The 25,585-nt window shown below is 57.6% G+C and carries 30 protein-coding genes; 10 read left to right on the top strand and 20 right to left on the bottom strand.

The annotated features are described in order from the left end of the window. The first annotated feature begins 42 nt into the window (after positions 1-42). The 4 genes from cydX to QLQ16_RS09775 are packed head-to-tail and all read left to right on the top strand — an operon-like array spanning position 43 to position 2,205. Positions 43-162 (top strand): cytochrome bd-I oxidase subunit CydX, encoded by a 120-nt coding sequence (gene cydX, locus QLQ16_RS09790; RefSeq protein WP_283224504.1) that lies wholly within the window; start codon positions 43-45, stop codon positions 160-162. Then, on the top strand, positions 159-482 hold the full coding sequence (locus tag QLQ16_RS09785) for a cyd operon YbgE family protein (RefSeq protein ID WP_283224503.1): 324 nt from the start codon (positions 159-161) through the stop codon (positions 480-482). Before cydX ends, QLQ16_RS09785 begins: the two co-directional genes overlap by 4 nt. A 4-nt stretch (positions 483-486) precedes the next feature. After that, on the top strand, positions 487-1,416 hold the full coding sequence (locus QLQ16_RS09780) for an alpha/beta hydrolase (RefSeq protein WP_283224502.1): 930 nt from the start codon (positions 487-489) through the stop codon (positions 1,414-1,416). A 48-nt stretch (positions 1,417-1,464) separates the two neighbouring features. Next, a complete protein-coding gene (locus tag QLQ16_RS09775) occupies positions 1,465-2,205 on the top strand; it encodes a class I SAM-dependent methyltransferase (protein ID WP_283224501.1) in 741 nt (246 codons plus the stop codon). Here QLQ16_RS09775 and QLQ16_RS09770 read toward each other — a convergent pair. The 5 genes from QLQ16_RS09770 to QLQ16_RS09750 all read right to left on the bottom strand — a co-directional run bounded on the left by QLQ16_RS09770 (position 2,202) and on the right by QLQ16_RS09750 (position 6,510). Next, complete coding sequence (locus tag QLQ16_RS09770; RefSeq protein ID WP_283224500.1) at positions 2,202-3,953, bottom strand: SulP family inorganic anion transporter; 1,752 nt, start codon at positions 3,951-3,953, stop codon at positions 2,202-2,204. The genes QLQ16_RS09775 and QLQ16_RS09770 overlap by 4 nt on opposite strands. A 12-nt stretch (positions 3,954-3,965) precedes the next feature. Beyond that, positions 3,966-4,241 carry a DUF3817 domain-containing protein gene (locus QLQ16_RS09765; protein WP_283224499.1) on the bottom strand — a complete coding sequence of 92 codons (276 nt, stop codon included), beginning with the start codon at positions 4,239-4,241 and terminating at the stop codon, positions 3,966-3,968. A gap of 8 nt (positions 4,242-4,249) precedes the next feature. Then, positions 4,250-5,128, bottom strand: coding sequence for an MBL fold metallo-hydrolase (locus QLQ16_RS09760; RefSeq protein ID WP_283224565.1), 879 nt, complete (start codon positions 5,126-5,128; stop codon positions 4,250-4,252). Between the two features lie 93 nt (positions 5,129-5,221). After that, positions 5,222-5,848 carry a peroxiredoxin gene (locus QLQ16_RS09755; RefSeq protein WP_090140118.1) on the bottom strand — a complete coding sequence of 209 codons (627 nt, stop codon included), beginning with the start codon at positions 5,846-5,848 and terminating at the stop codon, positions 5,222-5,224. A 197-nt stretch (positions 5,849-6,045) separates the two neighbouring features. Beyond that, entirely contained in the window at positions 6,046-6,510 is a 465-nt protein-coding gene (locus tag QLQ16_RS09750; protein WP_283224498.1) for a rhodanese-like domain-containing protein, read from the bottom strand. An 88-nt stretch (positions 6,511-6,598) separates the two neighbouring features. On the opposite strand from QLQ16_RS09750, the gene QLQ16_RS09745 reads away from it, so the two are divergent. After that, positions 6,599-7,480: an energy transducer TonB family protein gene (locus tag QLQ16_RS09745; RefSeq protein ID WP_283224497.1), complete on the top strand. Its 882-nt coding sequence runs from the start codon at positions 6,599-6,601 to the stop codon at positions 7,478-7,480. A 5-nt stretch (positions 7,481-7,485) separates the two neighbouring features. Here QLQ16_RS09745 and QLQ16_RS09740 read toward each other — a convergent pair whose 3' ends face one another. The 5 genes from QLQ16_RS09740 to QLQ16_RS09720 are packed head-to-tail and all read right to left on the bottom strand — an operon-like array spanning position 7,486 to position 13,131. Further along, positions 7,486-7,767, bottom strand: a complete 282-nt coding sequence (locus QLQ16_RS09740; protein WP_283224496.1) for a hypothetical protein — start codon at positions 7,765-7,767, stop codon at positions 7,486-7,488. Further along, on the bottom strand, positions 7,764-8,516 hold the full coding sequence (locus tag QLQ16_RS09735; RefSeq protein ID WP_283224495.1) for a DUF4395 domain-containing protein: 753 nt from the start codon (positions 8,514-8,516) through the stop codon (positions 7,764-7,766). Before QLQ16_RS09735 ends, QLQ16_RS09740 begins: the two co-directional genes overlap by 4 nt. 58 nt (positions 8,517-8,574) lie before the next feature. Then, a complete protein-coding gene (locus tag QLQ16_RS09730) occupies positions 8,575-10,965 on the bottom strand; it encodes a nitric oxide reductase activation protein NorD (protein ID WP_283224494.1) in 2,391 nt (796 codons plus the stop codon). After that, the gene (locus tag QLQ16_RS09725; protein ID WP_283224493.1) at positions 10,946-11,719 is read right to left on the bottom strand and encodes a CbbQ/NirQ/NorQ/GpvN family protein; all 774 of its coding nucleotides are present in this window, start codon (positions 11,717-11,719) and stop codon (positions 10,946-10,948) included. Before QLQ16_RS09725 ends, QLQ16_RS09730 begins: the two co-directional genes overlap by 20 nt. Before the next feature lie 32 nt (positions 11,720-11,751). Continuing rightward, positions 11,752-13,131, bottom strand: a complete 1,380-nt coding sequence (locus QLQ16_RS09720; RefSeq protein WP_283224492.1) for a ribulose-bisphosphate carboxylase — start codon at positions 13,129-13,131, stop codon at positions 11,752-11,754. Positions 13,132-13,237: 106 nt separating this feature from the next. Here QLQ16_RS09720 and QLQ16_RS09715 point away from each other — a divergent pair, with 106 nt between their 5' ends. Continuing rightward, a complete protein-coding gene (locus QLQ16_RS09715) occupies positions 13,238-14,167 on the top strand; it encodes a LysR family transcriptional regulator (protein ID WP_283224491.1) in 930 nt (309 codons plus the stop codon). A 17-nt stretch (positions 14,168-14,184) separates the two neighbouring features. Here the strand turns inward: QLQ16_RS09715 and QLQ16_RS09710 are convergent, their stop codons facing one another. Further along, entirely contained in the window at positions 14,185-15,462 is a 1,278-nt protein-coding gene (locus tag QLQ16_RS09710) for an NAD(P)/FAD-dependent oxidoreductase (RefSeq protein ID WP_283224490.1), read from the bottom strand. A 212-nt stretch (positions 15,463-15,674) separates the two neighbouring features. On the opposite strand from QLQ16_RS09710, the gene QLQ16_RS09705 reads away from it, so the two are divergent. From QLQ16_RS09705 to QLQ16_RS09690, 4 genes are read left to right on the top strand one after another with little or no spacing between them, the layout of a single operon-like run. After that, positions 15,675-16,028: a rhodanese-like domain-containing protein gene (locus QLQ16_RS09705; RefSeq protein WP_431310405.1), complete on the top strand. Its 354-nt coding sequence runs from the start codon at positions 15,675-15,677 to the stop codon at positions 16,026-16,028. 14 nt (positions 16,029-16,042) lie between these two features. Further along, complete coding sequence (locus QLQ16_RS09700) at positions 16,043-16,528, top strand: PaaI family thioesterase (RefSeq protein WP_283224488.1); 486 nt, start codon at positions 16,043-16,045, stop codon at positions 16,526-16,528. Then, positions 16,525-16,872, top strand: coding sequence for a rhodanese-like domain-containing protein (locus tag QLQ16_RS09695; protein WP_283224487.1), 348 nt, complete (start codon positions 16,525-16,527; stop codon positions 16,870-16,872). The genes QLQ16_RS09700 and QLQ16_RS09695 overlap by 4 nt, the downstream gene beginning before the upstream one ends. Before the next feature lie 23 nt (positions 16,873-16,895). After that, positions 16,896-17,096, top strand: a complete 201-nt coding sequence (locus QLQ16_RS09690; protein WP_283224486.1) for a hypothetical protein — start codon at positions 16,896-16,898, stop codon at positions 17,094-17,096. A 16-nt stretch (positions 17,097-17,112) separates the two neighbouring features. Here QLQ16_RS09690 and QLQ16_RS09685 read toward each other — a convergent pair whose 3' ends face one another. From QLQ16_RS09685 to soxC, 9 genes are all read right to left on the bottom strand, one after another. Beyond that, positions 17,113-17,766, bottom strand: a complete 654-nt coding sequence (locus QLQ16_RS09685; protein WP_283224485.1) for a DUF4395 family protein — start codon at positions 17,764-17,766, stop codon at positions 17,113-17,115. Between the two features lie 90 nt (positions 17,767-17,856). After that, positions 17,857-18,855 carry an MBL fold metallo-hydrolase gene (locus QLQ16_RS09680; protein WP_283224484.1) on the bottom strand — a complete coding sequence of 333 codons (999 nt, stop codon included), beginning with the start codon at positions 18,853-18,855 and terminating at the stop codon, positions 17,857-17,859. A 65-nt stretch (positions 18,856-18,920) separates the two neighbouring features. After that, positions 18,921-20,657 carry a thiosulfohydrolase SoxB gene (soxB, locus tag QLQ16_RS09675; RefSeq protein ID WP_283224483.1) on the bottom strand — a complete coding sequence of 579 codons (1,737 nt, stop codon included), beginning with the start codon at positions 20,655-20,657 and terminating at the stop codon, positions 18,921-18,923. Between the two features lie 60 nt (positions 20,658-20,717). Beyond that, complete coding sequence (gene soxX / locus QLQ16_RS09670; RefSeq protein WP_283224564.1) at positions 20,718-21,374, bottom strand: sulfur oxidation c-type cytochrome SoxX; 657 nt, start codon at positions 21,372-21,374, stop codon at positions 20,718-20,720. 19 nt (positions 21,375-21,393) lie between these two features. Continuing rightward, complete coding sequence (gene soxA, locus QLQ16_RS09665; protein ID WP_283224482.1) at positions 21,394-22,197, bottom strand: sulfur oxidation c-type cytochrome SoxA; 804 nt, start codon at positions 22,195-22,197, stop codon at positions 21,394-21,396. Between the two features lie 74 nt (positions 22,198-22,271). Then, positions 22,272-22,583 carry a thiosulfate oxidation carrier complex protein SoxZ gene (soxZ, locus tag QLQ16_RS09660; RefSeq protein ID WP_283224481.1) on the bottom strand — a complete coding sequence of 104 codons (312 nt, stop codon included), beginning with the start codon at positions 22,581-22,583 and terminating at the stop codon, positions 22,272-22,274. A gap of 48 nt (positions 22,584-22,631) precedes the next feature. Then, positions 22,632-23,087, bottom strand: coding sequence for a thiosulfate oxidation carrier protein SoxY (gene soxY, locus QLQ16_RS09655; RefSeq protein WP_283224480.1), 456 nt, complete (start codon positions 23,085-23,087; stop codon positions 22,632-22,634). Positions 23,088-23,156: 69 nt separating this feature from the next. Then, complete coding sequence (locus tag QLQ16_RS09650; RefSeq protein ID WP_283224479.1) at positions 23,157-24,233, bottom strand: c-type cytochrome; 1,077 nt, start codon at positions 24,231-24,233, stop codon at positions 23,157-23,159. Further along, the gene (gene soxC / locus QLQ16_RS09645; protein ID WP_283224478.1) at positions 24,217-25,581 is read right to left on the bottom strand and encodes a sulfite dehydrogenase; all 1,365 of its coding nucleotides are present in this window, start codon (positions 25,579-25,581) and stop codon (positions 24,217-24,219) included. Before soxC ends, QLQ16_RS09650 begins: the two co-directional genes overlap by 17 nt. Positions 25,582-25,585: the final 4 nt, after the last annotated feature.

Genomic DNA, 25,585 nt, shown 5'->3' with positions numbered 1-25,585 from the left:
AGCGCTGATTGGCCTGCCTGTAAAACTGAAAAAGGAATTGACATGTGGTACTTGACCTGGGTTTTGGGCGTCGGCTTTGCCGTGTTGCTGGCCATCCTGAATGCCATGTGGGGCGAGAACGAAGAGGCCCGCACAGCCGCACGCCAACAGGATGCGCCATGAGCCCATCCATGGCCCGGGCCGCCGAAGCTGCACCCGCCAAAGGCACTGCGATGCACTACCCCTGCTTGATGGTGGGCCTGCTGATCATGCTGACAGGCACCCTCTACCCTTTGCTTTTCACGAGTGCAAACGGCAAAGCACATCACGGCTTGGCCATGGCTTTGTTTTGGGCCATGAGTGCGGGCTTGGTGCGCGGTGTTGGCTTTGTGCCCAGAGCGTGGGGCTGGAAACTGCTGTTCAGCGCTTGGTCTTGTGGGGTGGCGCTGGGTCTGGCTGCTTATTTGCGCTGGAGCACCTTTGCAACGCCATGGCTGGGCTGACAGGATGACCCTGCTGTCAGGCTTCGCTGTGGGTGTGGTCTGTGTTTTGGGCATGCGCTACTTGGCTCATGCCCTGATCTTGCGGGGTCTGCGCGCGCCGCGCCTACCGCACCTGCAAACGCCTGCCGACCAAGGCTATCGCTGCGCTGAGGTACGCCTTCCCACAGCACGGGGGCAACTGTTTGCCTGGTTTGTACCGGCGAACTCATCAGGCCCATCTCCTGCGGTGGTGGTCATTCATGGCTGGGGGGCCAACGCCAGCTTGATGCTGCCAGCACTTCAACCACTGCATTCTGCGGGTTATGCGGTGCTGCTGGTCGATGCCCTGTGCCATGGCCAAAGCGATGGTGCCGCCTTCACCTCTTTGCCGCGTTTTGCCGACGACATCGCGACGGGCCTGGACTGGCTGAAAGAACAAGCCTCGGTGGATGCGGCCCGCTTGGCCATCATGGGGCATTCGGTCGGGGCGGGCGCTGCAATGCTGTGCGCCACTCGTCGCTCCGACGTGCGCGCCGTCATCAGCATGAGCGCGTTTGCGCACCCTCAAGACATCATGCGCAGCTTCCTGCAGGAAGCGCGCATTCCTTATCTGCTGGTGGGTTGGTATGTGATGCGGCATGTGCAACGGGTCATTGGTGCACGGTTTGATGACATTGCCCCCGTCAAAAGCATCCGCCAATTGCACTGCCCGGTGTTGCTGGTCCACGGCACCGAAGACAGCGTGGTGCCCATTTCTGACCTGCACCGTTTGATGCAAGCTGGGGCAGCAGGCCAGGTGCAGTGCCTGTGCGTGAACGGTGGGCACGATCCCAGCGCGGCCTTTGAAGCAGCGGACTTGCAAGCGCTGACCGGCTTTTTGCAACAAGCTTTTGGTGTGGTGCAGGGGTGCGAGTTGTCCCCACTTAGAAAGCCCATGTCTGAACGACCGGCCTGAGAAAATGTGCACCCACTTCGGCGGCCTTGACTCGAAACAACACAATCCATGAAAAATTCACACCCCATTCCCCATGCACACCCCGAGACCGTTGCCGACGATTTGCCGTTGTGGGGCCACGAACTGGACCTGATGGACGCCTTGCTGCCCTTGCACACGGGCCAGTTTGTCGAGCTGGGCTGCGGCGGCGCGCGGCTAGCACGTGAATGGCTGGCGCGTCATGCGCAAGCGCACATCACCGCGCTCGAAGTGGACGCGGTGCAAATGGCCAAGAACTTGCAAACCGTCACAGATCGACTGAACTTTGTGAGTGCAGGCGCGCAAGCCATTCCGATGCCCGCACTGCATTTCGATGGTGCCTTGATGCTCAAGTCGCTGCACCATGTGCCCTTGCCAGACATGGATACGGCCATGAGCGAAGTGGCGCGGGTGCTCAAGCCGGGTGGCTGGTTTTATGTGTCGGAGCCGATCTACGCCGGTGCGCTCAACGAGATCGTGCGCCTGTACAACGACGAAGGCCTGGTGCGCCCAGCGGCCCAAGCCGCGCTCGACCGTGCTGTGGCGCAAGGCCTGTTTGAGCCGGTGTCAGAACACCGTTTTGCACAAGCGGTGCACTTCGCCAACTTCGAAAGTTTTGCCCAGCGCATGCTCTACCCCAGCTTTGCAGACCACCGCGTCACGCCCGAGCTGTTGGCCAAAGTGGCGGCTGCCTATGCACCACACCAGCATGAAGACGGGGCCCACTTTGTGCGGCCCATGCATGTGCGACTTTTGCGCCGCTGCGCTTAAACGGGCTCGGATGGGGCCAAGGCCATCACCGCTTGGTGGTGCGTCAGGAACACCTGACCACTCAACTCCGCCAGCAAATGGCTGCGCTTCAACCGGTCGTGCACGGGGCCCTTGACCTCGGACAGGTGCAGCTGCACACCCGAAGCCTGCAAACGGGCGTTGATGGTTTCCAGGCTTTCGAGTGCGCTGGCGTCAATGTCGTTGACCGCCGAGCATTGCAACACCACATGCCGCACACCTGGCCGCACAGCCACCTGGGCCGCGATGGTGTCTTCGAGGAAACGGGCGTTGGCAAAGTACAGGCTTTCGTCCACGCGCAGGCCCAAAATGCCCGGCTGCTCCAGCACGACGTGACGCAGCACATTGCGGTAATGCTCGGTGCCCGGCACCTGCCCCACCACCGCGATGTGGGGTCGGCTGGTGCGGTACAGCAGCAACAGCACCGAGGCGCTCACGCCCGCGATCAACCCGGCCTCCACACCCACCGCCAAAGTCAGGCCAAAGGTCAGCAACAAAGCAATGAAATCGGCCTTGGCGTAATGCCAAGTGCGGGCAAACACCCCAACATCGACCAAGGTGAGCACGGCCACCATGATGGTGGCGGCCAAGGTGGCTTGGGGCAAATGAAAGAGCCAAGGCGTCAAGAACAAAGCCGCCAGCGCCAGCCCCACAGCGGTGAAAATGCCTGCGGCAGGCGTGCGTGCACCCGCATCAAAATTGACCACCGAACGCGAAAACCCGCCCGTGACCGGAAAGCCGCCGGAGAGTCCCGCGCCCAAATTGCTCAGGCCCAGCGCACGCAGCTCGGCATCGGGGTCGATGCGTTCGCGCCGCTTGGCCGCCAAAGACTGCCCCACCGACACCGACTCCACAAAGCCCACCAAGGAAATCAGCAAAGCGGGCACCCACAAAGCCTGGGCCAGCGCCCATGGGGCGGCCCACCCACCTGTCGATCCACCCGGCAGCGTGAGCGGCGGCAAGCCTTGCGGCACCGTGCCCACCACCCGTACACCCTGCTCGGCCAACTGCCACACGGCTGACAAGGCAATGCTCAAAAGCAGCACCACCACCGGGGCCGCCTTGGCCGCCAAATCGGCCGCGCCCGCAGACACCCCCAAGCGCTTGAGCCCGGGCTTGAGCTGACGGCGCACCAATAGCAGCAAAGCCAAAGCGCCCAGCCCCATCGCACTGGTCGGCACATGCAGGCTGGACAAGTTGTGCCACAGCTGCGGCAGCAGTTGCAAGAGGTTCTCGCCGTGCAGGGGCACACCCAACAAATGTTTGAGCTGGCTGGCCGCGATCAGCAAACCCGACGCCGAAACAAAACCCGAGATGACCGGGTGGCTCAAAAAGTTGGCCAAAAAGCCCAACCGCGCCGCGCCCATCACCAGCATGAGGGCCCCGCTGAGCAGGGCCAGCATCAAAGCCGCCTCGGTGTAAGCCACGCTGCCTTGCGCCGCCACCGCGCCCACACTGGCCGCCGTCATGAGCGAGGTCACCGCCGCAGGCCCCACGGCCAAGGTGCCGCTGCTGCCCATCAAGGCGTAGAGCACCAAGGGGGCCATGCTGGCGTACAAACCTGCCTGTGCAGGCAAGCCCGCCAACAGCGCATAGGCTAGGCTTTGCGGGATCAGCATCAGCGTCACCACCACAGCGGCCACGCCATCGGCGGTGAGCAGCGAGCGGTTGTAACGTCGCCCCCAATCCAGAATGGGAAACCAGCGCTGCAGTGCGGTGGGTGTGGACACGGCGTTCATGTTTCAAGCCTTTGCGCGGAACAAAGGCCCCACAAAAAAGGCCCCAAACGGCACAAAAGCGGCCATCACGAGCAGCGGTACGGCATGCGCACGCAGATGCCCTTTCCAGGCATAAAACAGGACCATCAGCACATAGGCCACAAAGGCCGCGCCGTGGATCGGCCCCATGAGGCTCACCGCCTCGGGCATGCCTGCCAAACGTTTGAGCGGCACAGCCACCAGCATCAAGAGCAGCAAGGTGGCGCCTTCGGCCCAGGAAGCCAAGCGCAAAGGACGCAAGACCGCCTTCACAGTGCGTCCACCGGGATCTTCAGGTAACGCTGGCCGTTGTCTTCGGGCGGCGGCATTTGACCTGCACGCATGTTCACCTGCACCGAAGGCAAGATCAGCACGGGCATGGACAAAGTGGCATCGCGCTTTTCACGCATGGCCACAAACTCGGCCTCGCTCACGCCTTGGTGCACATGCACATTGGCCTTTTTTTGCTCGGCCACGGTGGTCACGCATTGGGGCTGGCGGGTCTCGGGCGGGTAGTCATGGCACATGAACAGCTCGGTCTTGTCCGACAAGCTGAGCACTTTCTGGATCGACTGGAACAACACGCTGGCACTGCCCCCAGGAAAGTCGCAGCGTGCCGTGCCGTAGTCGGGCATGAACAAGGTGTCGCCCACAAAGGCCACCTGCCGCGCAGGATCGACACTGGCATCTGTGACCACATAGGTCATGCACGCTGGGGTGTGGCCGGGGGTGTGCAGGGCCTGCGCCTGCAAGGCACCAATCTGAAAGGTCTCGCCATCGCTCAGCAAGCGGTCGAACTGGCTGCCGTCGCGGGCAAATTCAGTGCCCGCGTTGAACAGCTTGCCAAACACGTTTTGCACCGTGGTGATGTGCGAACCAATGGCCAATTGGCCGCCCAGCTGCTTTTGCAAATAAGGCGCTGCCGACAAATGGTCAGCGTGCACATGCGTCTCCAAAATCCACTGCACACGCAGGTCCAGCGCCTTCACACGCGCCACCAACTGGTCGGCGCTGGCGGTGCTGGTGCGGCCCGACTTGGGGTCGTAGTCCAGCACGCTGTCGATCAAGGCGCACTGCCGGGTGCTCAGGTCGGCCAAGATGTGGCTGAAGGTGAACGTGGCCGGATCAAAAAACGATTCGATGTGCATGTGGGCTGTACTCATGGTGGCTTCCTTGGCGGTGGAACAACAAAGGTCCTTGACACCCCCTGCCGCTGTGCGGCAAGGGGGCAAGCCTTCAACTTAAAGAGACTTGGTCGAAAAATACCAGTCCTTCATGGCGTAACCCTCGCCTTTGCGCTTGGCAATGGCTTCGGGTGTTTTGGGCGGTGGCACGATCACGTCGCAACCGGGGGTCCAGCCCTCGGGGGTGGCGATCTTGTGGGCATCGCTGGTCTGCATGGCTTGCAACAAACGCACAAACTCTTCGATCGAGCGGCCGTTGCTCATGGGGTAGTACACCATGGCGCGCAGCTTGCCTTCGGGGTCAATGAAGAAGGTGGCGCGCACAGCTTGAGTGTCGGCAGCGCCGGGGTGGATCATGCCGTAGGCCTGGGCCACTTCCATCTTGATGTCGTCGATGATGGGGAAAGGAATCTCCACACCGAAGTTGTTCTGAATGCTTTGCATCCAGGCCAAATGCGAGTAGATGCTGTCGATCGACAAGCCGAGCAATTCGCAGTTCATGCTCTTGAACAACTCGGCACGCTTGGCAAAACCGATGAATTCGGTGGTGCACACAGGTGTGAAGTCGGCAGGGTGAGAGAACAAGATGAGCCACTTGCCTTTGTAATCGGCGAGGCTTCGGGGGCCGTGGGTGGTGTTGGCGCTGAAGGCGGGAGCGGCTTCGTTGATGAGGGGCATGGACATGGCGGGTTTCCTTTGAGGTTGACTATCGGTTTTAGAAATCGAGAGATTTATTCAATCGACAGGGTCAACTGTACATACCCCAGCAGGTATTGGGTATGAGTTATCGCAATGAATGGCATAGTCACAATTGCGGTCGTGAAATCGACAAAATTGATCCATCACAAGCCCTCAAGGTCTTGGCCATGTATATCCACTCCTCAATGCTTGGCTGGCGCTGCGGCTTTGGTCGCCGCGTCAAAACCGCCCTTGGCCTGCCACTCTGTCAAGCCGCCTTGCAAGATGCGCACGTTCTCCCAGCCCGCCACGCGCAGCGCAAAACCGGCCTGGGCCGACAATGACCCGGTGTTGCAATAAATGAGAACGGGCTTGTTTTTGGGGATGGTATTGCGCTTGGCCAGCACCTGTCGCCAATCCATGTTGACCGCGCCAGGAATGTGCCCCTTGGCAAATTGCGCCGGGTCACGCGCATCGATCACCACCATCTTGGGCCACTCGTCTTTGGGAATTTGTTCGGCAAAAATCACACCGCCACCGTAGTCCACAAACTCCAGATAGGCCTCCATCTCGTCGGTGGCAATGACTTTGTTGTCGGCGTGGGCCGCGGAGGCCAACAGCAAGCTGCCAGCGCTGGCGGCGGCAAGGGCGAGGGTACGCAAGCGCATGGGTGTCTCCACTTCGTCAGGTAATATCAGTCAAAACGAATATTGTCGCTGAACGGCAGCAAAAACACCCACAAAAGCCTCGGCGCACATGTCCAGAGACAAAAATTTCACGGCGCTGTTGCTCACGCTGGCTTTGCACGCAGCCGTGTGGCTGCTGGCCAGTGGCTACCCGTTCCAACACGTCAGCCCACCGCAAGCGCCCAAAACAGCCGAAAAAATTGTCTTTTTGGAGTTGATCCCGCCGCCGCGCCAGCCGCTGCCTGAACCGCCATCAGCGCCCCCCGCCAAACTCCCCACAACACCCATCACGGTGCCCCCGCCCGACACTGCCTTGGCGGCTCAGGCTCCGGATCCGGCCCCAGCGCCCTCGCCCGATCGCCCCCGCGCCAGCATGGCCGCGCCCCCACCACCCACCGCCGAAGAATGGGCTTTTGCCGCCCAGTACACGAACAAAAACAGCAAGGGCTACCGCTACAGCTGGGGCCAGCAACTGCGCAGCATGATGGGCACCGCTGTTGAGGGCCCCGACCAGGGCGTGGTGCGCTTTCGCATCGAGATCGCCCCGGATGGTCGCTTGACGCAATTGCAAACGCTGTGGACCACCTCGGCCAAGGCCGAACAACTCGCCCGCCAAGCCATTCAAAACATGCCGCCGCTGCCGCCCACCCCCACGGGCAAGCCGCTGGTCTTTGACAAGACGATTTCGTTTTCACCTTTTGCCAACGACGGCCCCCCCATTTACAGGGACGACTGCAAGCCCGAGCCGCCCGTGTTCCGCAACCCCTTTGCTTGGGACGGGACAACGCCCCAAGTGGTGGCAGCGCCCACCCCGACCGCCCCACTGGACCCGCAAGCGCTGGCCGACTGCCTGCGCCAGCTGCCCAAAGACAGCGTCGAAGCCGAAAGCGCCCGCGATCAGCGCGTGATGGACCGATGGGGATCGAGCAGAACGGGAAAACCTGACCAGTGAGCGCTTCAAGGATTGGACTCAAAGTCCACAAACACACGGTTCATATTGGCGCGGTGCAGCTCGTCAAAGTTCTGCAGGTGTTTGAATTGCACAGGCGCCGCATGGGTATCGAGGGTCTCGCTCATGGACTCCATATTGCGCGCCGCTGAACCCACTTGCGTGATCAGAAAACGGTAGTAGTCACCCGTTTCTTTTTGCGCTTGCGCCATGTCGGTCACGCGGCCATGACCGGGGACCACGTGCCGAGGCGCGAGGGTGCGCAAACGCTCAAAACCCTGTCCAGTCAAGGGCAGTTGTTGTGCAATTTCCACTTGGCTTCGTGGCCCATGGCTTTGGCGAAATCGGGCACTTTACACCGCTCGACTTCTGCCGGGTCCTGCGCAGCAGGCTGATCTGAGGCCTTGGCCGCTGGCAGCGCTGCAGGCACTGCGCGGGCCATCTCATGCGACACCACCACCGCCACAAGCATCGCCAACAGCACCAAGGGCACCACATGGCCCCCGCCCAAACGCTCGGTCGTTGGGGGCACGTATTCACAAGCGCCACCCGGACACAAACGGGCTTGTTCGGCATTGAATCGGTTGTAAACCCTGCAACCGATGCAGATGCCAAAAGCGCTCTCAAAAAACAAGAGCATCAAACACACAGCACACACCAGCAAATTAACCGGCCCCACAACGCCCTTGACCACCACCAGCACCCACATGGTCAGCGCCAGCACCAAACCAATGGCCCAAGCAAAGCGCTTTTGGGGCGCACCCGTCCATTCGGGCTGTTGGTGTCGCACCAGCCATTGGCCGATCACCAAGCTGGGTGCATAGGCCGGGTTGATGAACAGGCGCACCACAAAGTCGAACAAAAAAGCCAGCACAAACACACGTGTTGGCGCAAAGTTGCCGCTTAACCAAGCGTTCATGAACGCCACCATGGCGAAGAAAAACAAAATGCCCGCACCCGCACGAACCGCCCGCTCATTGAGCACGGGCACCGCATATTCAGGCTTGACCTGACCGAAAACAAAAAATGGGAATGGCATGCAAAAAACCCTTTCTGGAGCGTACCCAGGGATTGTCGCCTGCGCAGCTGCAGAGGCTTCAGCGCGTCAGCTTGAAAAACAAACTGGCCAAAGTCTCTGGCAGTTGGGCCATGCGGTCGACCAAGGTGAAGTGGTCACCAAACACATGGCGCACACTCGCTTCGTGTGCAGGATGCAACTGGATGCACCATACAAAGACGCCTTGGGATTGCAAGCTGTGCACCACTTGGCGGGCGTCGTGCATGAGATAGTTCGGATCCGTCACATCCACGTCAGAGGGTTCGCCATCGGTGAGTACCAACAAAATTTTCTTGGTGCTTTTGCGTTTGATCAGCGTTCGTGCGGCATGGCGAATGGCCACGCCCATGCGGGTGGAGTAAGCGGGCTCCAGCGCGGCCAATCGGGCCTTGACAGGATCTGCCCACGGCTCTTCAAAACCTTTGATGTGCATGTAGCGCACATCGTGTCGAGTGTTGGAATGAAAACCGCCAATGGCCAAAGCGTCGCCCAACTGGTGCAATGCCCACGCCAGCAAAGCCACCGACTCTTGGCTGATTTGCAAAACGGTTTGGTCCGAACCCGGCGCTTTTTCATTCAGCGACGCCGACAAATCCATCACCAATTGCACACTCACATCACGCTCAACAGGTTTAATGTGTTGCTCCACGCGGTGACTCGGGATGTGGCCCGTTTTCAGGTCGATGTGCGCGGCCAAGGCCACATCCAAGTCCAGCTCACTGCCATTTTCCAAATGCCGCTCGCGGGTGCGACCTTGGGGTTTGAGTTGATCGAGCAAACGTTGCAAACGTTTGGAAAGTGCAGCATGACGCAGCAACAACTGGTCAATGTCTGCCGCATGGCCGGGGGGGTGCAGGTATTCAAACACCCTCACCCAGTCGGGGCGCTCACTGCCAGCCAAATAATCCCACTCGGGGTAGAGCTGCGGCGGCAAACTGTGCAGCTCTTCATCAGCCACACGTGTAGGGCTAGGTGCGGTGTCTTCTTCGTCACCGTTTTCAATGAATTGCCAAAGGTGGCGGTTGTCGTCACGCCAGTCCACTTGCGTGTGTTCGAAATGCACTTGCGCCTGCGCATCGCTGGGGCGGCGTGTGCGAGCCACAAACTGCAGCGCCAACTGCGCTACTTGGGCCGTGCGTACTTGCCCCGTGACAACACCCTGCTCGGCATCTGTGCCCTGCCCTTGCCCATCGACCAAGGCCATGAAACGATCACGCCACTCGCGCAGTTGCGGGTCTTGCACCTCAAAGCGTTCATCCAACACGCTGCGGCTCCACACACTGAGGCGGTGCAGCACACAGGCGTGTGTGGCCTCGTTGCAGCCGCCTTCTTGTACGGGTGGGTACAGGGCCAGCAAGTTCTGTCGTAGACCGGGCCACGTGCGCATCAATATCCAATCGATGCGGGTGTCCTCAAACCACTCCACTGCAAGCCTTTGCATCGGGCTCCAGTTGTCGGCAATGCAGGGCGTGGACCACTGGATGTGTCCCGCCATGTGCATGAGCATGAGGCGGTAACGGTCCAAGGCGCTGACGCCATCACGCGCATCCAACACATCCGGCAAGCCCATGGCGTAGCTGGTCCCTTTGTCGGTGGACTCCAACAACAAACAGGGCAACACCGATACGGCCTGCACCCCATGTTCTTCGCTCATTTGAGCAGTCGGCAGGGGCAACACATGCGCTTGCAATTGCCACATGGCTTGCAGGCTCAGGCTTAACGTGCGCTCGGCATCACGCAACAAAGTGCCGTGGCGTTCACGCTGCAACACAGCCAAACTATCTGGGCTACGTAAGGCAAAGTAGTCTTCTTTTTGGGGTGGGTGGTGCGCATACGCACGCGCTCCAAAATCCACCCACGCTTGCCAGCCTGACAAGGACAGTGTTTGCAACAGTCGCGGGGCTTGCAAGAGCAACTCCGGCAAACCCGCGCTGGGCAAGGTCGCTTGTCGGCCATGGATAGAGCCGGTGGTGCGATCCATGAAATGGCCCACCGTGTGCAAATACGCTTGCAACACAGACAAACCACCCAAACGCTGGGCCACAGGCCCCAAGCTGGTGAGTAAGTGAGTCATGGCAGCACTGTTGGGCGACTTGTTCATGCGCAGCAACAAGGCCATCACAACCTCGAAGGCTTGCTCCGCATCGCTCTCGCCCAAAGCTTCCACCACTTCAGGCCAATAGGTCAGCCATGCCAGCACAGGAGCCGCACCACGGCCGAGTTTGCCAAGCTGACGCCCGCCCTGCCAAAAGGCTTGCAAAGAAGCAGGACTCAGACGGGCGATGGCTTCATGTGCGCAGGCTTCAAACACCGGGCGCACGGCGGGCAAGGCACAGTCCAAGGCTTGCCACCCCGCCAAAACTTGGGTGTCATGTGCCCAAGGAGAGTTGGGGTTGGGGGTGGGGTCAGCCTCAGCAGGCATCGATGGCATGGTCCAGGCTTTGTCGGATGTCCAAGTCATCGGTGATGGGGCGCACCATGGCCATGCGGCAAGCGTCGCGTGGTGCAACGCCTTGGCGCATCAACTGTGCCGCATACACCAGCAAGCGTGTGGACACGCCTTCACTCAGGCCGTGGCCCTTGAGTGCACGGGCTGCTCCCGCGATGCGCACCAACTGCGTGGCTGTGGCTATGTCGATGCCAGTTTCACTCACCACGATTTGAGCTTCCAAATCGGGCAAGGGGTAATCAAAATCAAAAGCCACAAAGCGTTGTTTGGTCGAAGGTTTCAAATCCTTCATCGCGCTTTGGTAGCCGGGGTTGTACGAAATGACCAATTGAAAGTCGGGGTGGGCTTGCACCACCTCCGCTTTTTTGTCGATAGGCAAACAGCGGCGGTGGTCGGTCAGTGCATGAATGACCACCGTGGTGTCTTGCCGTGCCTCCACCACTTCGTCCAAATAACAGATCGCCCCGATGCGGGCCGCTTGGGTCAGCGGCCCGTCAACCCACCGCGTGCCCTGGCTGTCGAGCAAATAGCGGCCCACCAAATCGGAAGCCGTCATGTCCTCGTTGCAAGCCACCGTGATGAGCGGCTTGCCCAAGCGCCAAGCCATGTGCTCCACAAAGCGCGATTTACCGCAGCCCGTGGGGCCCTTGACCATGACGGGCAAACGCGCTGCATAAGCGGCTTCATACAAAGCCAACTCATCGCCTTGCGGGTGATACAGGGGTTCGCTGGTCATAGGGGCTCCTGTTTTTGGACGTGAGGCTCGACTTACTTGTGTGCCGACAACTTGTCGCGCCAGCCTGGGAAGAGCTTGTCAGCGTCGCCGGGGAACGAAGCGAACGCACGGGCGAACTCTTTGTGTTCTTTGGCGAACTCGATCGGATCAGCACCCGACTTCCAGCACTCATACGACTGACGCAGAGAAATCGCGCCAGCAGCTGGGCTGTCGATGTGGCCATAAGAGCCGCCACCGGAGGTGTTGATCACGTTACCGTGTCCCAAGTTCTTGAAGAAGCCTGGCAAACGCAGCGCGTTCATGCCGCCCGAGATGATGGGGGTGGTGGGCTTCATGCCGTACCACTTTTGGAAGTAGACAGGTCCTTGGCACTCGTCGCGCTCGATCATGTAGGCGATGAGTTTGTCGTCGTTCTCACCCTCCATCTTGCCAAAGCCCATGGTGCCAACGTGGATGCCGGACGCTCCTTGCAAGCGGCTCATCTTGGCGAGCACAAAAGCGGTGTAGCCGCGCTTGGCGCTTGGGCTGGTCACAGCGCCGTGGCCCGCGCGGTGGTAGTGCAGGTATTGGTTGGGGTATTGGCGGCGGGCCGTGGTGATCATGCCGGGGCCACCTACGTAGCCATCCACCAAGAAGGCCACTTTGTCGGCATCAGGGCCGAAGGCTTCCAAGATGAAGTCAGCGCGAGCGCACATCTCATAGTGGTCATCAGCGGTGATGTTGGCCGAGAACAGTTTGGCTTGGCCGGTTTCGTCTTGTGCACGCTTCATCGCGTCGACGACCAATGGAATGGTCTTCTTCATGGGCGAGAACACTTGGTTGCCCTGAGGCTCGTCGTTCTTGATGAAGTCGCCACCCAACCAGAATTGGTAAGCCGCTTGTGCAAACGGCTCGGGACGCAGGCCCAACTTGGGCTTGATGATGGTGCCGGCAATGTAGCCACCGTCTTTGACCGGACGGCCCAAGATGCGCCACATGTCAGAAATGTCTTTGCTCGGGCCGTCGAACAACTGAATGGCCCGCTCAGGCATGTAAAAGTCGTGGATCTTGGCGTGCTCGATGTCGCCCATGCCTTGGTTGTTACCAATGACCAGCGTCAGGAACGACACCATCATCATGCGGCCATCGGTCACGTTGCGGTCGAACAGGTCGATCGGATACGCGATGCGCATGTCCTCGGTGGCTTCGTCGATGTGGTACACCAAGGCGTCGAGGCCTTTGGTGAAGTCGTCGGTGGTTGAGACCTCAACGTTTGTGCCGGTGGAAGATTCAGCAGCAAAGTGCGCTGCAGCTTCCAAGTAGCCATAACCCGATTTGGGCTTCATTTTGTAGGCCACCAGGATGTGGCGACCACCTTTGATGAGGTCCTCTTCCTTGAGGCTCAGGTCGGAATAACGTGCGCTTTGGTCCATCTTCAGTCTCCAGTTGGGTTGTTTGTCAGGGAATGTCTGGACTGTAAAAAGCTTGAGCAATAAGGTAAATTCAATATTTATCGCAATCCAATTAAGAAATTCCTGAATGAAGAATGCCACCTTCCGTCAATTGCGTGTGTTCAACGAAGTGGCCCGCCACCTGAGCTTTGTGCGTGCCGCCGAAAACCTGCACCTGACCCCACCGGCCGTGACCATGCAGGTCAAGGAACTCGAAGGCCATGTGGGCATGCCCCTGTTTGAGCGGCGCGGCAAACAAGTGAGCCTGACCACCACGGGCGAATACATGCTCGTCTACACCCGCAAAATTTTGGCCACCATCAAAGATGCCGAAGACGCAGCGGCGCGGCTGCAGCGCGCCGAAACGGGCGTACTCACCATCGGCATGGTCAGCACCGCCAAGTACTTCATGATGAAAATGCTGGCCGAATTCCGCAGCAAACACCCTGGCGTAGAGCTCAAACTGGCCATGGGCAACCGTGAGCAATTGGTGCAAATGCTGCAAAACAACGAAGTGGACATTGCAGTGATGGGTCGTCCTCCCAAAGAGCTGCAGACCCGTGCTGAGCCTTTTGCGGCGCATCCCCATGTGTTTGTCTCCACGCCTGGGCATCGCTTGGCACAACGCGGCCACTTGAGTGTGGAGGACCTGCGCCCTTACGACTTCATCGTGCGCGAGCCTGGATCAGGCACCCGCGTGGCGATGGAAAAATTCTTCGCAGAGGCGCGTGTCGAGCCTCGGCTGCAAATGCAACTGCACAGCAACGAAACCCTCAAACAAGCCGTGATGGCAGGCCTGGGACTGGGCTTTGTGTCGCTGCACACCATCGGCTTGGAGTTGAGCCAAGGCTTGATTGCTTTGCTGGATGTGGAAGGTGCGCCCGTGGTTCGTGCTTGGAATGTGGTGCACACCCAATCCAAAATGCTCTCACCCGCAGCGGAATCGTTTCGCTACTTCATGCTCGAACAAGGCGAAAAACAATTGGCCGATCAATTTGGGCGATTCCTGCCCTTTTGACCGGCCACGCGCTTGGCTTACTTTTTGTCTTTGAGCTTGACGATGCCCATCATGTCCATGACCATTTTTTCGTAGAACGGCTCGGACGTGCCTTTTTGCATTTTGCGCATGAAGTACTTTTCAAATGCCACTTTGGCCAAGTGAACCCACTTGCCTTCGGCAAACCAGCTCACATTGCGTGGCGGGATCTGCGGCAAGGCCACAAAAGCAGCGCCCGTGTCGCCAAAGTCAGCCAGGCACACGGTATTCCAAGTGGCTTTGTGCGACGGCTCTTTCCCGTCCAGCATCTCGCGAATGTTGTGCGCCGTGGCCGTGACCATCGACTCGATCATGAAACCCGTTTTGGGCGTCCCCACCGGAATGGGCGTCGCTTCCACAGGCGGGATCGCCACACACACACCCACACTGAAAATATTGGTGAACTTGGGGTTGCGTTGGTGTTCATCAATCGTGATGAAGCCCCGCGGATTGGTCAGGCCTTCGATACCAAACACCGCATCGACGCCCTTGAAGGCCGGCAACATCATCGAATGCTTGAACGGCAGCACATGTTCTTTTTTGGGTTGGCCGTTGTCGTCATGCTCGGTGACAAACATGTGGCCATCTTCGATCTTGGTGGTCTTGGCATTGCAAATCCACTTGATGTGGCGGTCGCGCATGGCCGACTCCAGCAAACCCTTGGAGTCCCCCACCCCACCCAAACCCAGGTGGCCGATATAGGGCTCTGAAGTGACATAGGTCATGGGCACCTGGTCGCGGATTTTGCGGCGCCGCAGATCGGTGTCCATGATCATGGCGTATTCATAAGCAGGGCCAAAACACGAAGCGCCTTGCACCGCGCCCACCACGATGGGACCCGGATCGGCCGTGAATCTGTCCCAATTGAGCTTGGCGGTTTCTGCATGTGAGACATGGCAAATGGACTGCGAATAGCCGTCTGGTCCCATGCCAGGGATTTCATCAAAAGCCAATTTAGGACCCGTTGCAATCACCAGATAGTCGTAATCGACCACTGTGCCATCAAGCAATTCAACTTGCTGACGTTCAGGATGAACACGTTGGGCACCTTGCGCGATCAACTCGATACCCTTGCGCTTGAGCGTTGGCGCGATGTCCAGCTCAATATCTTTGCGCTTGCGCCAATCCACTGCAACCCAAGGGTTAGAAGGAACAAAATGAAATTTTGCAGACTCGCTGATGACCGTCACACGGTCTTCGGCTCGCGCCTGCTCTTTCATTTCAAATGCCATGGGCATGCCACCAATGCCTGCGCCAATGATCACGATGTGGGCCATGTGTCTGTCTCCTGTTGTTCGAGGTCTTGATGATCCGCTCGGGTGACTCACTCAAATTGACCTGAATCAAATTCAGGGTAGATGATTACCCGATGACCATCGATTCTCATGGAACGCTGTTCGACTCCCCTCAAATATTCATAATCGCTTATATTTAAAGCTTTGAAAGCCTACACATGATTTTTAAATTAATTTCAACCCTTGCAGCACTGATGCTGGTGGCATGCTCATCAGCCGCCGATGCGGACAAAGTCTCCTTGGACGACGCACGCAGTCAACATGAAGCGGGTCAAGTCACGCTGATCGATATCCGCGAGCCCCAGGAGCACCGCACTGGCGTTGCGGCAGGCGCGGTCTTGCTGCCCATGAGTCAACTGCCTCAAAAACAAATGCTGATCCCGAAAAACCCGGAAAAGCCTGTTTTGCTGATCTGCAACACACAAAACCGCTCCAAAGCCACCTTGGCTGCGCTCAAGCAACAAGGCTATCAAAACATCCGCTATGTCGAAGGCGGCATGAGCCAATGGGCCGCCAAAGGCTGGCCACTTTCACGACCACAACCCTGAACAAGGACGACAAGATGGATGCCTTTCAAGACCACTACCCCGAGAACGTCGCACACTGCTACGGCTGCGGACACCTCAATGCGCACGGCCACCAGATCAAAACCGTTTGGGAGGGCGACGAAACCGTCACCCATTTCCAGCCCGAGACGTACCACACCTCCGTGCCGGGCTTTGCTTATGGGGGCCTGATTGCTTCTTTGATTGATTGCCACAGCACAGGCACGGCGGCGGCAGCCATGTACCGTCAAGAAGACCGCGACATGGATTCCTTGCCTGCATTTAGATTTGTCACCGGCTCATTGCATGTGGATTTCCTCAAACCCACACCGCTGGAGGGCGAGATGGTCATTCGCGGCCGAGTCAAAGAAATCAAAGGCCGAAAAGTGGTGGTCGAAACCACGGTCTTTGCAGCAGGCATCGCGACTGCACGCGGCGAAGTGGTGGCTGTTCAAATGCCCGAAAGCTTTGGCCAATCCCCAACCCAGAAAGAAGTCGCATGAAATTCATTCAAGACTATTGGCCCATGATGGCTTTGGCACTTTGGTTTGGCTACAAATGGTGGAATGCCCGACGAGTCATCGCCTTGCTGCCGCAACTGAAAACGCAAGGGGCCATCCTTTTGGATGTGCGCTCAGAAGCCGAGTTTGCCTCCGGCAATGCGCCCGGCACCCGCAACATTCCGCTCAATGAATTGGGGCAGCATTTGGGCAGCATTCCGAAAACTTCACCCGTGGTGGTGGGATGCGCCAGCGGCACGCGCAGTGGCATGGCCAAATTGGTGTTGAAAAAGAACGGCTACCAACGCGTTTACAACATCGGTGCATGGCGCAATTTCATGTCCTGAACACCGAACAAGGCATTGCCATCATGATGAACAGCCAACAACAAAAAGAGTTTTTGGAGGCCACGGCCTGGTTGCGCCCAGTCACACGCTGGGCTGCAGCCTTTTCCATTCGCTGGTCGGGTATTTTGCCTGCCGGGATCAGGAACTTGCCATTGAAAATGGTCAAACGGATTTTGGCGAATTACCAAACACGAATGAGCTCAGGCTGTAAGACGCACCGCTGATGCGTCTTACAGTGGATCAACGCGGTTGACCAAAATCGAGGTTGTTGCAAGCCTCGCACTCGTCCTTAAAAATGCCCATCTTGACCAGCAAGGCATGGACCTCACAACCGAGACAAAAGCCCAGAACCGTCTCCATCCACATGAAGCCCAGGCACACCCAAACCATCACCAAAGGCAGCCAGCGAGGTAAATATTGTTCGGTCGTGGGCAGCACCTGACTTTGAAAAATGAAGTTGACCGCTGCGGCGAACTTCTCAGGGTGAAAAAACACAAGACAGACACTGATCATGGAGGCCCCGATGGTCCATGCAAACCGTTTGGGTGCCAGAGGTTTCCACAAAGGACGCGCCTTGCGAGCCAGCAAGGTGGACAGCCAGATGGTGGGAGACAGGTAGGCCGTTTTGACACTCATGCCCGCCAGCATTTCAAACAGGGCATAAAACAACAACCAGGTTTGCACGGTGTAGTCGTAGGTGCGGCGTACGGCTTCGACCATGTATAGGATTCGGTTGTCAAAGTCGGTTTCAAACGTGTCCTTGATCACGTCCCCGGTCACGATCCAGCGACTGCCGAAAACGATGTCCCACAAGGTGAAGGCCATGAAGATCGGAATGGCCAGCATGATGCCTGCACGAATGCGCACAGCCGTGTCATTGATGAATGGCGTCATGTCGTCACGGCTTCTGAACCACAGCAGTGACCAAGAATTGACAGCTTGAGTATTTGGATTGGCCATGTGTCTCCCCTTTTTTTAAACACGTCAGAAGGCGTCTTTTTCGGCTTCGAGGTACGCCAAGCTGATGTATTTGCCGATGTTGCCGTCAAAGCCCTGCATGGTCTTGGCACGAGAGGCGACTCTGGGGTCCTTGAGCACCATGCTGCGGGCATCGGACTCAGACTTGCCATCCTTGACCGCTTGCAAGCAAGGCTCCCAGATGCCCGCCATGAACTCGCCATAGCTTTTGAGAAGATCTTTGGCGCCTTGACCGTGGCCAGGCACCCAGAGCTGATTACCAGCTGCAGCCATCAGGGTGTTGTAGTACTTGAATGTGCCCGCATAGGAGCCTTCGTCCATGTTCGCAATGCGGTTGCCCATGGCGATATCGCCCACGGCGGTCAGCTTGTCTTCCACCACCTCCACACACAAGTCGGATGGCGTGTGGGCCGTGCCGTAATGGTGCATCCGGAAACTCACATCCCCGATGCGAATGACTTGTCCTGGCTTGACGATCGTGTTGGGCAACACCACTTCGGTGCCCAGAGTGGATTGATTGGTCCAGCGCTCCATGAGACTGCGCCACAAATTGCCCTCAGCCCCTTTGAGCTTGTCAATTGTGCTGGACAAAGCATAAATCGGCAGCTGCTTGCCGTAGGCTTTGACGAAGGCATGGTTGCCCAGCCAATGGTCGCCATGGTAGTGGCTGTTGAAGACCGCGACGACCGGCTTGTCTGTCACTTTGCGAATCATGCGGATGGCCATTTGACCAATTTGCAACGAAGCTCCCGAGTCGATCACCACCACGCCGGCAGTGGTCACCACGAAGATCACGTTGGACATCATTCCGCGGTTTTCGGGGGTCGGAAAACCGTCGGGAGAAAAGATCATCCAGACATGCGCAGACAGCTGTTGGGCTGGAATGTCCGTCACCGGCGGTCCTTCAATGAAGTCCTGCGCCTGTTGCGCCAACAAACGGGCCTCAGGCCAAAGTGCCACACCGCAGGTCGCTGCAGTGGCCATCAACAAATGTCTTCTTTTCATGGCGAATCCCCTTCAACTGCAGCGCTGTCAGCCGAAATTTCGGCTGACAGCGCCCTCATGCCTGATCAAGCGACATAACCCTGATTGGGCAATCCGCCTGTGATCTTGGGCGCATTGAGTTTGCGCGGTTTGATGCGACCACCTGGCTGGGTCTTGAGCCAAGTCTCGACCACTTCCCACACTTGCTTGTTGCCTTGCGTGCGCGCTTCTTCGGCCACAGGGGCCCAACCGGCCACCTTGTATTTTTTGCTGGCTTCGATCAATTGACCGTTCAAGCGCATGTCGCCAATGCGGGTACCCATCTTGCCCAGTGGGTTGCAGCTGTAGCTCAAGCCGCCCACGCGCACCATGTCACCACCTTGCTGGTAATAAGGGTCGGGGTTGAACAGGTTGTCGCAGACGTCTTCCAAAACCGTCTTGATGGTCTCACCCGTCATTTCGGTCACCGTGGCATAGGAGTAGGTGGTCGCGGTCATGTCCAGCAACCACTCGCGTGTGATGTCCTGGCCTGGCAGCAAAGAGGTGCCCCAACGGAAGCCGGGCGAGAACGCGATCTCCGCGCCTTGCACGTCCAGCAAGGCATCCACCAAAAGTTGGTCACCCGTGCCGTTGAAGTTGCCACGACGGTACAGCAAGCCTTCCGAGATGCCGAGCTTCTCGGACAACTTGGCTTCATAGGGCGCACGGATCTTGGTGATCAAGGCATCCATTTCCTTGTCGGCAGGCAGCATGTTCGAGAACACGGGCAGCAGCTTGTATCGGAAGTCGCTGACCTTTTTGTCTTTCACATCAAAGTCGAGCACGCCCAAGAACTTGCCGTTGGAGCCCGCATTGGTGACGATGGTCTTGCCGCCCTTGTTGGACACCAGGCTGGCCACCGGCATGCCGTCGTGGGTGTGGCCGCCCATGATGGCGTCGATGCCACTGACGCGGCTGGCCATTTTCAAGTCCACGTCCATGCCGTTGTGGCTGATGACGACGACGACCTGAGCACCTTTGCCGCGGGCTTCGTCCACCATTTTTTGCATGTTGTCGTCCTGGATGCCAAAGGCCCAGTCGGCAACCATGTAGCGGGGGTTGGCAATCGGCGTGTAGGGGAAGGCCTGGCCGATGATGGCGCAAGGCACGCCATTGATCTCGCGAATCACATAAGGCTTGAACACGGGATCGCCAAAGTCATTGGTCTTGACGTTTTGCGCGACAAAGTCCACTTTGCCTGCGAAGTCTTTCTCAACAATTTCCTTCACACGCTCCATGCCCAGGGTGAATTCCCAGTGGCCCGTCATGACGTCCACACCCAGCAGTTTGCAGGCGTCGACCATGTCTTGGCCATTGGTCCACAAGCACGTGCCTGAACCTTGCCAAGTGTCACCGCCGTCGAGCAGCAATGCGCCTGGGCGGCTGGCCTTCATGCGCTTGACCAAGGTGGCCAAATGCGCAAAGCCACCGACTTTGCCGTAACGCTTCGCTGCTTTTTCGTAATCGAGGTAAGTCAGTGCGTGCGCTTCTGCCGAGCCCGGACGAATTTTGGCCACTTTGAGCAAATGCTCGCCCACCAAGTGAGGCAAATTGCCCTGCATGGAACCAATGCCCATGTTGATGCTCGGCTCACGGAAATAAATGGGCTTGAGCTGCGCATGGCAATCGGTCATGTGTAAGAAAGACACATTGCCGAACTTGGGGATGTCGTACAGGCCATTGGCGGCGGTCGCCGCACTGGCTTCCGAAAACTTGCCCATGCTCATGCCAGCCATGGTGCCGGCGCCCATCACTTGGATGAATTCACGTTTGGTCAGATTCATATTTGCATTCACTGATGTATTGGTGGCAAAAAAACCCGGACAAGCCGGGTTTGAAATTCATTATTGGTTAACGGGTGACTTGGGGTCGAGCAACAAACCCACAATGTGGCGAACTTGCGTTTCGTTCAAGATGCCCATGTGACCTGCGCGCGGCATGTTGGAGCAAGCGTTGTAGGCCTTGGAGTTCCAGATCTTGCCCCAGGTGTATTCCACAATCGGCTTGCTTTCTGGACTGTTCGGGTCAGTCACACCACGGATCTTGCCGTAGTTGTAGAGGCTGGGGCCAATCGTGCCGAAAGAGATTTCCTCTTTGCTGATTTGGTGGCAGTTGTAGCAGTTGCCGCCGTTGACAGCATCTGCCTTGTCGCTCCACGTCAATCCTCGACCGCTTTGCGCGATTTTCTCGCCTTCCTTCCAGTCGCCGATGAATTTGCCATCCGAGGGCCATTTGATGGCCTTCAAATTGACTTCCTCAAGTGCCTTGGCTGTTTTTTCATCAAGCGGCTTGCCTGCCACATCGGCATCACTGCAGGCACGATTGGTTTCATCCGTCGCCGTGATACGTTCAACTTTTACATGGCTTTGGTCACGAAAAGAGGCTTTGATGATTTTGTCTGTCAAGGTATTGAGCTCGGCCACCGAAGGGCCTGAGGCGCAACCCACAGCCACCAATGCCGCAGTCAGTGTTGTCAAAATAAGGCTGGTTTTTTTGTTCATGAAGAATCTCCTGTTCGGATCAACGCTTGATGGCTGGTGCAATTGACGCTGCACCTTTGGCATTCACACCCAAGTAAGTGGACAGCGCGATCGTTGCATCACTGCCAAAACCTGGATAGGGAAAGCGTTGCTGACGATAACAATCGTTCAAGCGCAACTGCATGCTCCACATTTGCCCATTGGACACACGGTAAGCAGGCCACGCTGCAAAGCCAACCCCATCGCCAGGGTTTTTGCTCAAAATGGGCAAGTCTTGTAAACGGATGCGTTTACCTTCTTCGCCATGGCATGAAGCGCATGAGAAATCATGAGGTCCACCACGTTGGAAAAACAAACGCTTGCCCACTTCGTAAAAAGTTTTCTCTTGCGCGTGCGCTTGGGACAAATTGAAGCGCTGGCCCTTGGACTCGGCGGCAATCCATGTGGCCAAAGCCGTCACATTGGCCATCTCGCCTTTGCCATAAGGCGTCTTGGCAATTTCAGCTCCATTCAAGCCCTGCAAGGTTTCCATGCAAGTCACCAAGCGTGACTCCAGATCTTGCATTCGCTGGGTATCTGCGAAATAACGGGGCAACTCGACAAAAGCACCCTTGACCACGCCAGGACCTTTACCCAAATCGCATTTTTCCAGCGAAGCATTCTTGGGTCCCCTGGCTTTTTTCCAGAGGTCTTCGCCTTTGGCTTCAAACAAGTCCGCTGGATTACCGTCCTGCAACATGGCACGGTATTCGTCAATGCCCTGGCTGGCCGTTTTTTGCGCCATAGTTGGCGTCACAGACAGTGCCAAGACTGCTGCAATGGAAAGGATTGATGCTTTTTTCATTGTCACCTCTGTTGATGTTTTTAAATGCAAAAAGGGTGAAGGAAAACTTCACCCTTTTGAAGAAACAAACGATATCAGGAAACTGTGGCTTCGTCTGTACGGGTATCACCCTTGTTGTCTTTCCAAGTCACGGCGACTTTGTCGCCGGCTTTGGCACCCTTGATGGCAAATTGCATGAAGGGGTTCTTGGACACTGCTGGGCCCCATTCAGCGGCCAAGACTTGCTTGCCGTTCAAAGAGGCGGTGACTTCTTGGATGAACCAAGCTGGGACCAACTTGCCAGCAGCGTCTTTGCGCTGACCGGATTCCATCTCGTGGCTCATGAGAACACGGACGGTGGCTTTGTCGCCGGAGGCTTGGGCACGAATGCGCATTGGATCTGCCATTTTTTTCTCCTAATCTTTCAATGATTCTGTTGAAAAGCAATTGGGGGATTAACCGCCGCAACCACCCAAAGTGACTTTGACTTCTTTTTTGGCAAACAAAGCCTTGCCGTCGGCCATGATGGCCACTGCGTAAACGTCAGACGACTGGCCCATCTTGGCGCGGGTCGCGAAGTTGGCTTCAACAGCATCGCTCACGTGGAACATGGCCACCAAAGCAGCGGGGTTCTTTTCGACCAAGATCAACAGTTGCTTGACGCCGGGCAAAGATGTGCTGGCACCCAAGGGAACCACGGCACCGTTTTCTGCGATGTCCGGACCGGTGATGGTGACGTCTTTGCTTTCAGCCATGCTGGCAGCACCAAAGGCTTTGGCTGCGTCCTGCACGGATTTGGCATCGAAGGCAGCCTTGTTGAAAGCTGCTTGAGCGAACTGGGGGAAGCCAGCCGAAGCCAGCAAGCCGGCAACCACTGCGCTTTGCTTGAGTGTCTCGCGACGAGTTTGCATCTGAAATCTCCTTGATGATTGAATGATGCTAGTGAAATTGGTTCAGCAATGTTACGGGAATATCCCGTATCACTTGCTGGCCCCCTTGGAAATCCATTCGGCAATCTTTTTGGCGTCTGCATCGGGCAGTGTTTGTGGTGGCATGGGGATTGGACCCCAGACACCAGAACCACCGGCCTTGATCTTGCCTACCAAATAGTCAACTTTGCCCGCGTGCTTTTTGGCGATCTCATTGAAGCCTGGGCCGACCACTTTCTTGTCTACACCATGGCAAGCCGTGCAGCTGTACTTATTCAGCAAGGCGATGGCGGCTTTGGCCTCGGCGTTTTCGGGCTTGGCTGGAGCCGCTGCTGCTGGCGCTGCAGCTGCAGGCATACCGGCTTTGGCTTCAGGCTTGGTCGTGTCAACACCAATTTGCTGGCCAACCAAGCGGTTTTGCTCCGCCAAATTGCCATGGGCATTGCGCGCAAAGTCAGGTAAGAACGAAGCCACTTTAGGCTCAGGCGTGCAGTCTTTCATGCACAGCTTGTTGTCCGTATCAGGCTTCTTAACCCCACCGAACTCCTGACCTGGCCACATGGCGTGCTTGGTCGTCATGCCGTTGCGGTTAGGCATGCGGTTTTGCACGTCGGCAATGTTCTTGTCTGACAACACAAAGTCATCAGGCACCACATTGGCCAGATTGAGCAAGAATGCAGTGACCGAATAGACCTCTTCCGTTGTCAACGACTTGGGTGCGGTCCAAGGCATGGCGCGGTTGATGTAGTCCCACAAAGTGGAGACCGTGGCCACCTTCATGATGGTGGTGCGGCCTGGGTAGTCTGAACGGTTCAAGTTGGCCACGCGACCGGTCTTGACGTCTTCGGCCGTGGTGCCGCCAATCAAGGGGCTGAACACCTCGCCGGATTCACCGAACACACCATGGCAGTGGGCGCACTTGCCTTCCCACACGTCTTGGCCCTTGGCCACAGAGCCTGAACCTGCAGGCAGACCTTTGAAGTCCGGACGGACATCGATGTCCCACTTGGCGACTTCCTTGGGGGTTGCTGCGCGACCCACACCAGGGTATTTGGGCGACTGCGCCGCAGCCAAACCCGCCACGGCCAGCAAGGCGACCGTCAAAACGGCATTACGAAACCTGGACATTTTTCACCTCACCGTTTTCTTGTACCAGCCACGACTGAATGGCGTTGTTGTGATAGATCGAACGCGTGCCACGCACGCCGCGCAATTGCTGATAGGTCGGCTGCACATGGCCTGTTTCGTCCTGTGCGCGGCTTTGGATGATGGCGGGCTTGCCATCCCAGACCCAATCGAGGTTAAAGCGAGTCAAAGCTTTGGACAGCACTGGTGTCTCCAGGCGCGCCTGGCGCCAGTTGCGGCCACCGTCGACCGACACATCCACCCGCTGGATCTTGCCCTTGCCCGACCAAGCCAAGCCGGTGATGTTGTAAAAACCTTTGTCCAGCAAGACCTGACCGCCGGAGGGCGTGGTCACCACGCTCTTGACTTCCTGGAGGTTGGTGTACTGGCGGTGCAAACCACCGGGTTGCAAATCGATGTAGTGAATGGCCTCATCCTTGGCGGCATAAGGCTTGTCACCCACTTCGATGCGGCGCAGGTACTTGACCCAACTCACACCTTGCACACCTGGCACGATCAAACGCAGGGGATAACCGTTTTCTGGGCGCAGCATCTCACCGTTTTGGCCATAAGCCACCAGCACTTCACCTGAAGTGATCAAGCTCATGGGGATGGTGCGGGTCATGGACGATCCATCACCACCTTCAGCCAAAACGAATTTACCGTTTTTCAAGTCAGCGCCAGCCAACTCGAGCAAAGTGATCAAGGGCACGCCCGTGAACTCACTGCATGACAGCATGCCGTGGGTGTATTGCACCGTAGGCACCGCCACATTCCCCCAATCGACCGCTGTGTTGGCACCGCACTCGATGAAGTGGAAACGCGACACCGATGGCAAGCGCATGATCTCGTCCATGGTCAACACCATGTTCTTTTTGACCATGCCGTTGATCATGAAGCGGTGCTTGGACGGATCGATGTCCCACCAGCCTTGGTGGTGACGCTCAAAATGCAAACCGCTGGGCGTAACGATGCCAAACAAGGACTGCAATGGCGCAAAGGACACCGAGGCTTGTGTGGTTTGCGTCAAACCAGGACTTTGGCGGCGCTGCAGGTTGGCCTCGAATTTGGAGGGCTTGCCGTAACCTTCAACGGCTACGCCTTGTCCCAAACCTGTTGCATGCTCAGGCAAATTCAGAATATTGGGATCACCACCCTCGGTGGGCACAGGATTGCCCTGAGCCATGGCCATGGGTGCCGCCGCACCAGCAGCAGCGGCTGCAAATGCATTGCGAATGAAATCGCGGCGGCCTTTTTTGCCTTCGGCAAAGACCTCCTTGATACCACTTTGGGTCAGGAAGTTCTCTGGTGCTTTTTGCACCCTTCCCGAGTTGATGCTGTCTTCTTTCACACAA

Source organism: Limnohabitans lacus (genome assembly GCF_030053395.1).
Classification (GTDB): domain Bacteria; phylum Pseudomonadota; class Gammaproteobacteria; order Burkholderiales; family Burkholderiaceae_C; genus Limnohabitans_A; species Limnohabitans_A lacus.
The sequence above is the reverse complement of the archived record's forward strand: the minus strand, read 5'-3'. Positions and strand labels throughout refer to the sequence as shown.

Excerpts from the sequence above, each read along its gene's own strand:
- cydX (WP_283224504.1), top strand. The coding sequence starts at position 43 with ATGTGGTACTTGACCTGGGTTTTGGGCGTCGGCTTTGCCGTGTTGCTG.
- QLQ16_RS09785 (WP_283224503.1), top strand. The coding sequence starts at position 159 with ATGAGCCCATCCATGGCCCGGGCCGCCGAAGCTGCACCCGCCAAAGGC.
- QLQ16_RS09780 (WP_283224502.1), top strand. The coding sequence starts at position 487 with ATGACCCTGCTGTCAGGCTTCGCTGTGGGTGTGGTCTGTGTTTTGGGC.
- QLQ16_RS09775 (WP_283224501.1), top strand. The coding sequence starts at position 1,465 with ATGAAAAATTCACACCCCATTCCCCATGCACACCCCGAGACCGTTGCC.
- QLQ16_RS09760 (WP_283224565.1), bottom strand. The coding sequence starts at position 5,128 with ATGCACATCGAATCGTTTTTTGATCCGGCCACGTTCACCTTCAGCCAC.
- QLQ16_RS09755 (WP_090140118.1), bottom strand. The coding sequence starts at position 5,848 with ATGTCCATGCCCCTCATCAACGAAGCCGCTCCCGCCTTCAGCGCCAAC.
- QLQ16_RS09750 (WP_283224498.1), bottom strand. The coding sequence starts at position 6,510 with ATGCGCTTGCGTACCCTCGCCCTTGCCGCCGCCAGCGCTGGCAGCTTG.
- QLQ16_RS09745 (WP_283224497.1), top strand. The coding sequence starts at position 6,599 with ATGTCCAGAGACAAAAATTTCACGGCGCTGTTGCTCACGCTGGCTTTG.
- QLQ16_RS09735 (WP_283224495.1), bottom strand. The coding sequence starts at position 8,516 with ATGCCATTCCCATTTTTTGTTTTCGGTCAGGTCAAGCCTGAATATGCG.
- QLQ16_RS09730 (WP_283224494.1), bottom strand. The coding sequence starts at position 10,965 with ATGCCATCGATGCCTGCTGAGGCTGACCCCACCCCCAACCCCAACTCT.
- QLQ16_RS09725 (WP_283224493.1), bottom strand. The coding sequence starts at position 11,719 with ATGACCAGCGAACCCCTGTATCACCCGCAAGGCGATGAGTTGGCTTTG.
- QLQ16_RS09720 (WP_283224492.1), bottom strand. The coding sequence starts at position 13,131 with ATGGACCAAAGCGCACGTTATTCCGACCTGAGCCTCAAGGAAGAGGAC.
- QLQ16_RS09715 (WP_283224491.1), top strand. The coding sequence starts at position 13,238 with ATGAAGAATGCCACCTTCCGTCAATTGCGTGTGTTCAACGAAGTGGCC.
- QLQ16_RS09710 (WP_283224490.1), bottom strand. The coding sequence starts at position 15,462 with ATGGCCCACATCGTGATCATTGGCGCAGGCATTGGTGGCATGCCCATG.
- QLQ16_RS09705 (WP_431310405.1), top strand. The coding sequence starts at position 15,675 with ATGCTGGTGGCATGCTCATCAGCCGCCGATGCGGACAAAGTCTCCTTG.
- QLQ16_RS09700 (WP_283224488.1), top strand. The coding sequence starts at position 16,043 with ATGGATGCCTTTCAAGACCACTACCCCGAGAACGTCGCACACTGCTAC.
- QLQ16_RS09695 (WP_283224487.1), top strand. The coding sequence starts at position 16,525 with ATGAAATTCATTCAAGACTATTGGCCCATGATGGCTTTGGCACTTTGG.
- QLQ16_RS09690 (WP_283224486.1), top strand. The coding sequence starts at position 16,896 with ATGATGAACAGCCAACAACAAAAAGAGTTTTTGGAGGCCACGGCCTGG.
- QLQ16_RS09685 (WP_283224485.1), bottom strand. The coding sequence starts at position 17,766 with ATGACGCCATTCATCAATGACACGGCTGTGCGCATTCGTGCAGGCATC.
- QLQ16_RS09680 (WP_283224484.1), bottom strand. The coding sequence starts at position 18,855 with ATGAAAAGAAGACATTTGTTGATGGCCACTGCAGCGACCTGCGGTGTG.
- soxB (WP_283224483.1), bottom strand. The coding sequence starts at position 20,657 with ATGAATCTGACCAAACGTGAATTCATCCAAGTGATGGGCGCCGGCACC.
- soxX (WP_283224564.1), bottom strand. The coding sequence starts at position 21,374 with ATGAACAAAAAAACCAGCCTTATTTTGACAACACTGACTGCGGCATTG.
- soxA (WP_283224482.1), bottom strand. The coding sequence starts at position 22,197 with ATGAAAAAAGCATCAATCCTTTCCATTGCAGCAGTCTTGGCACTGTCT.
- soxZ (WP_283224481.1), bottom strand. The coding sequence starts at position 22,583 with ATGGCAGATCCAATGCGCATTCGTGCCCAAGCCTCCGGCGACAAAGCC.
- soxY (WP_283224480.1), bottom strand. The coding sequence starts at position 23,087 with ATGCAAACTCGTCGCGAGACACTCAAGCAAAGCGCAGTGGTTGCCGGC.
- QLQ16_RS09650 (WP_283224479.1), bottom strand. The coding sequence starts at position 24,233 with ATGTCCAGGTTTCGTAATGCCGTTTTGACGGTCGCCTTGCTGGCCGTG.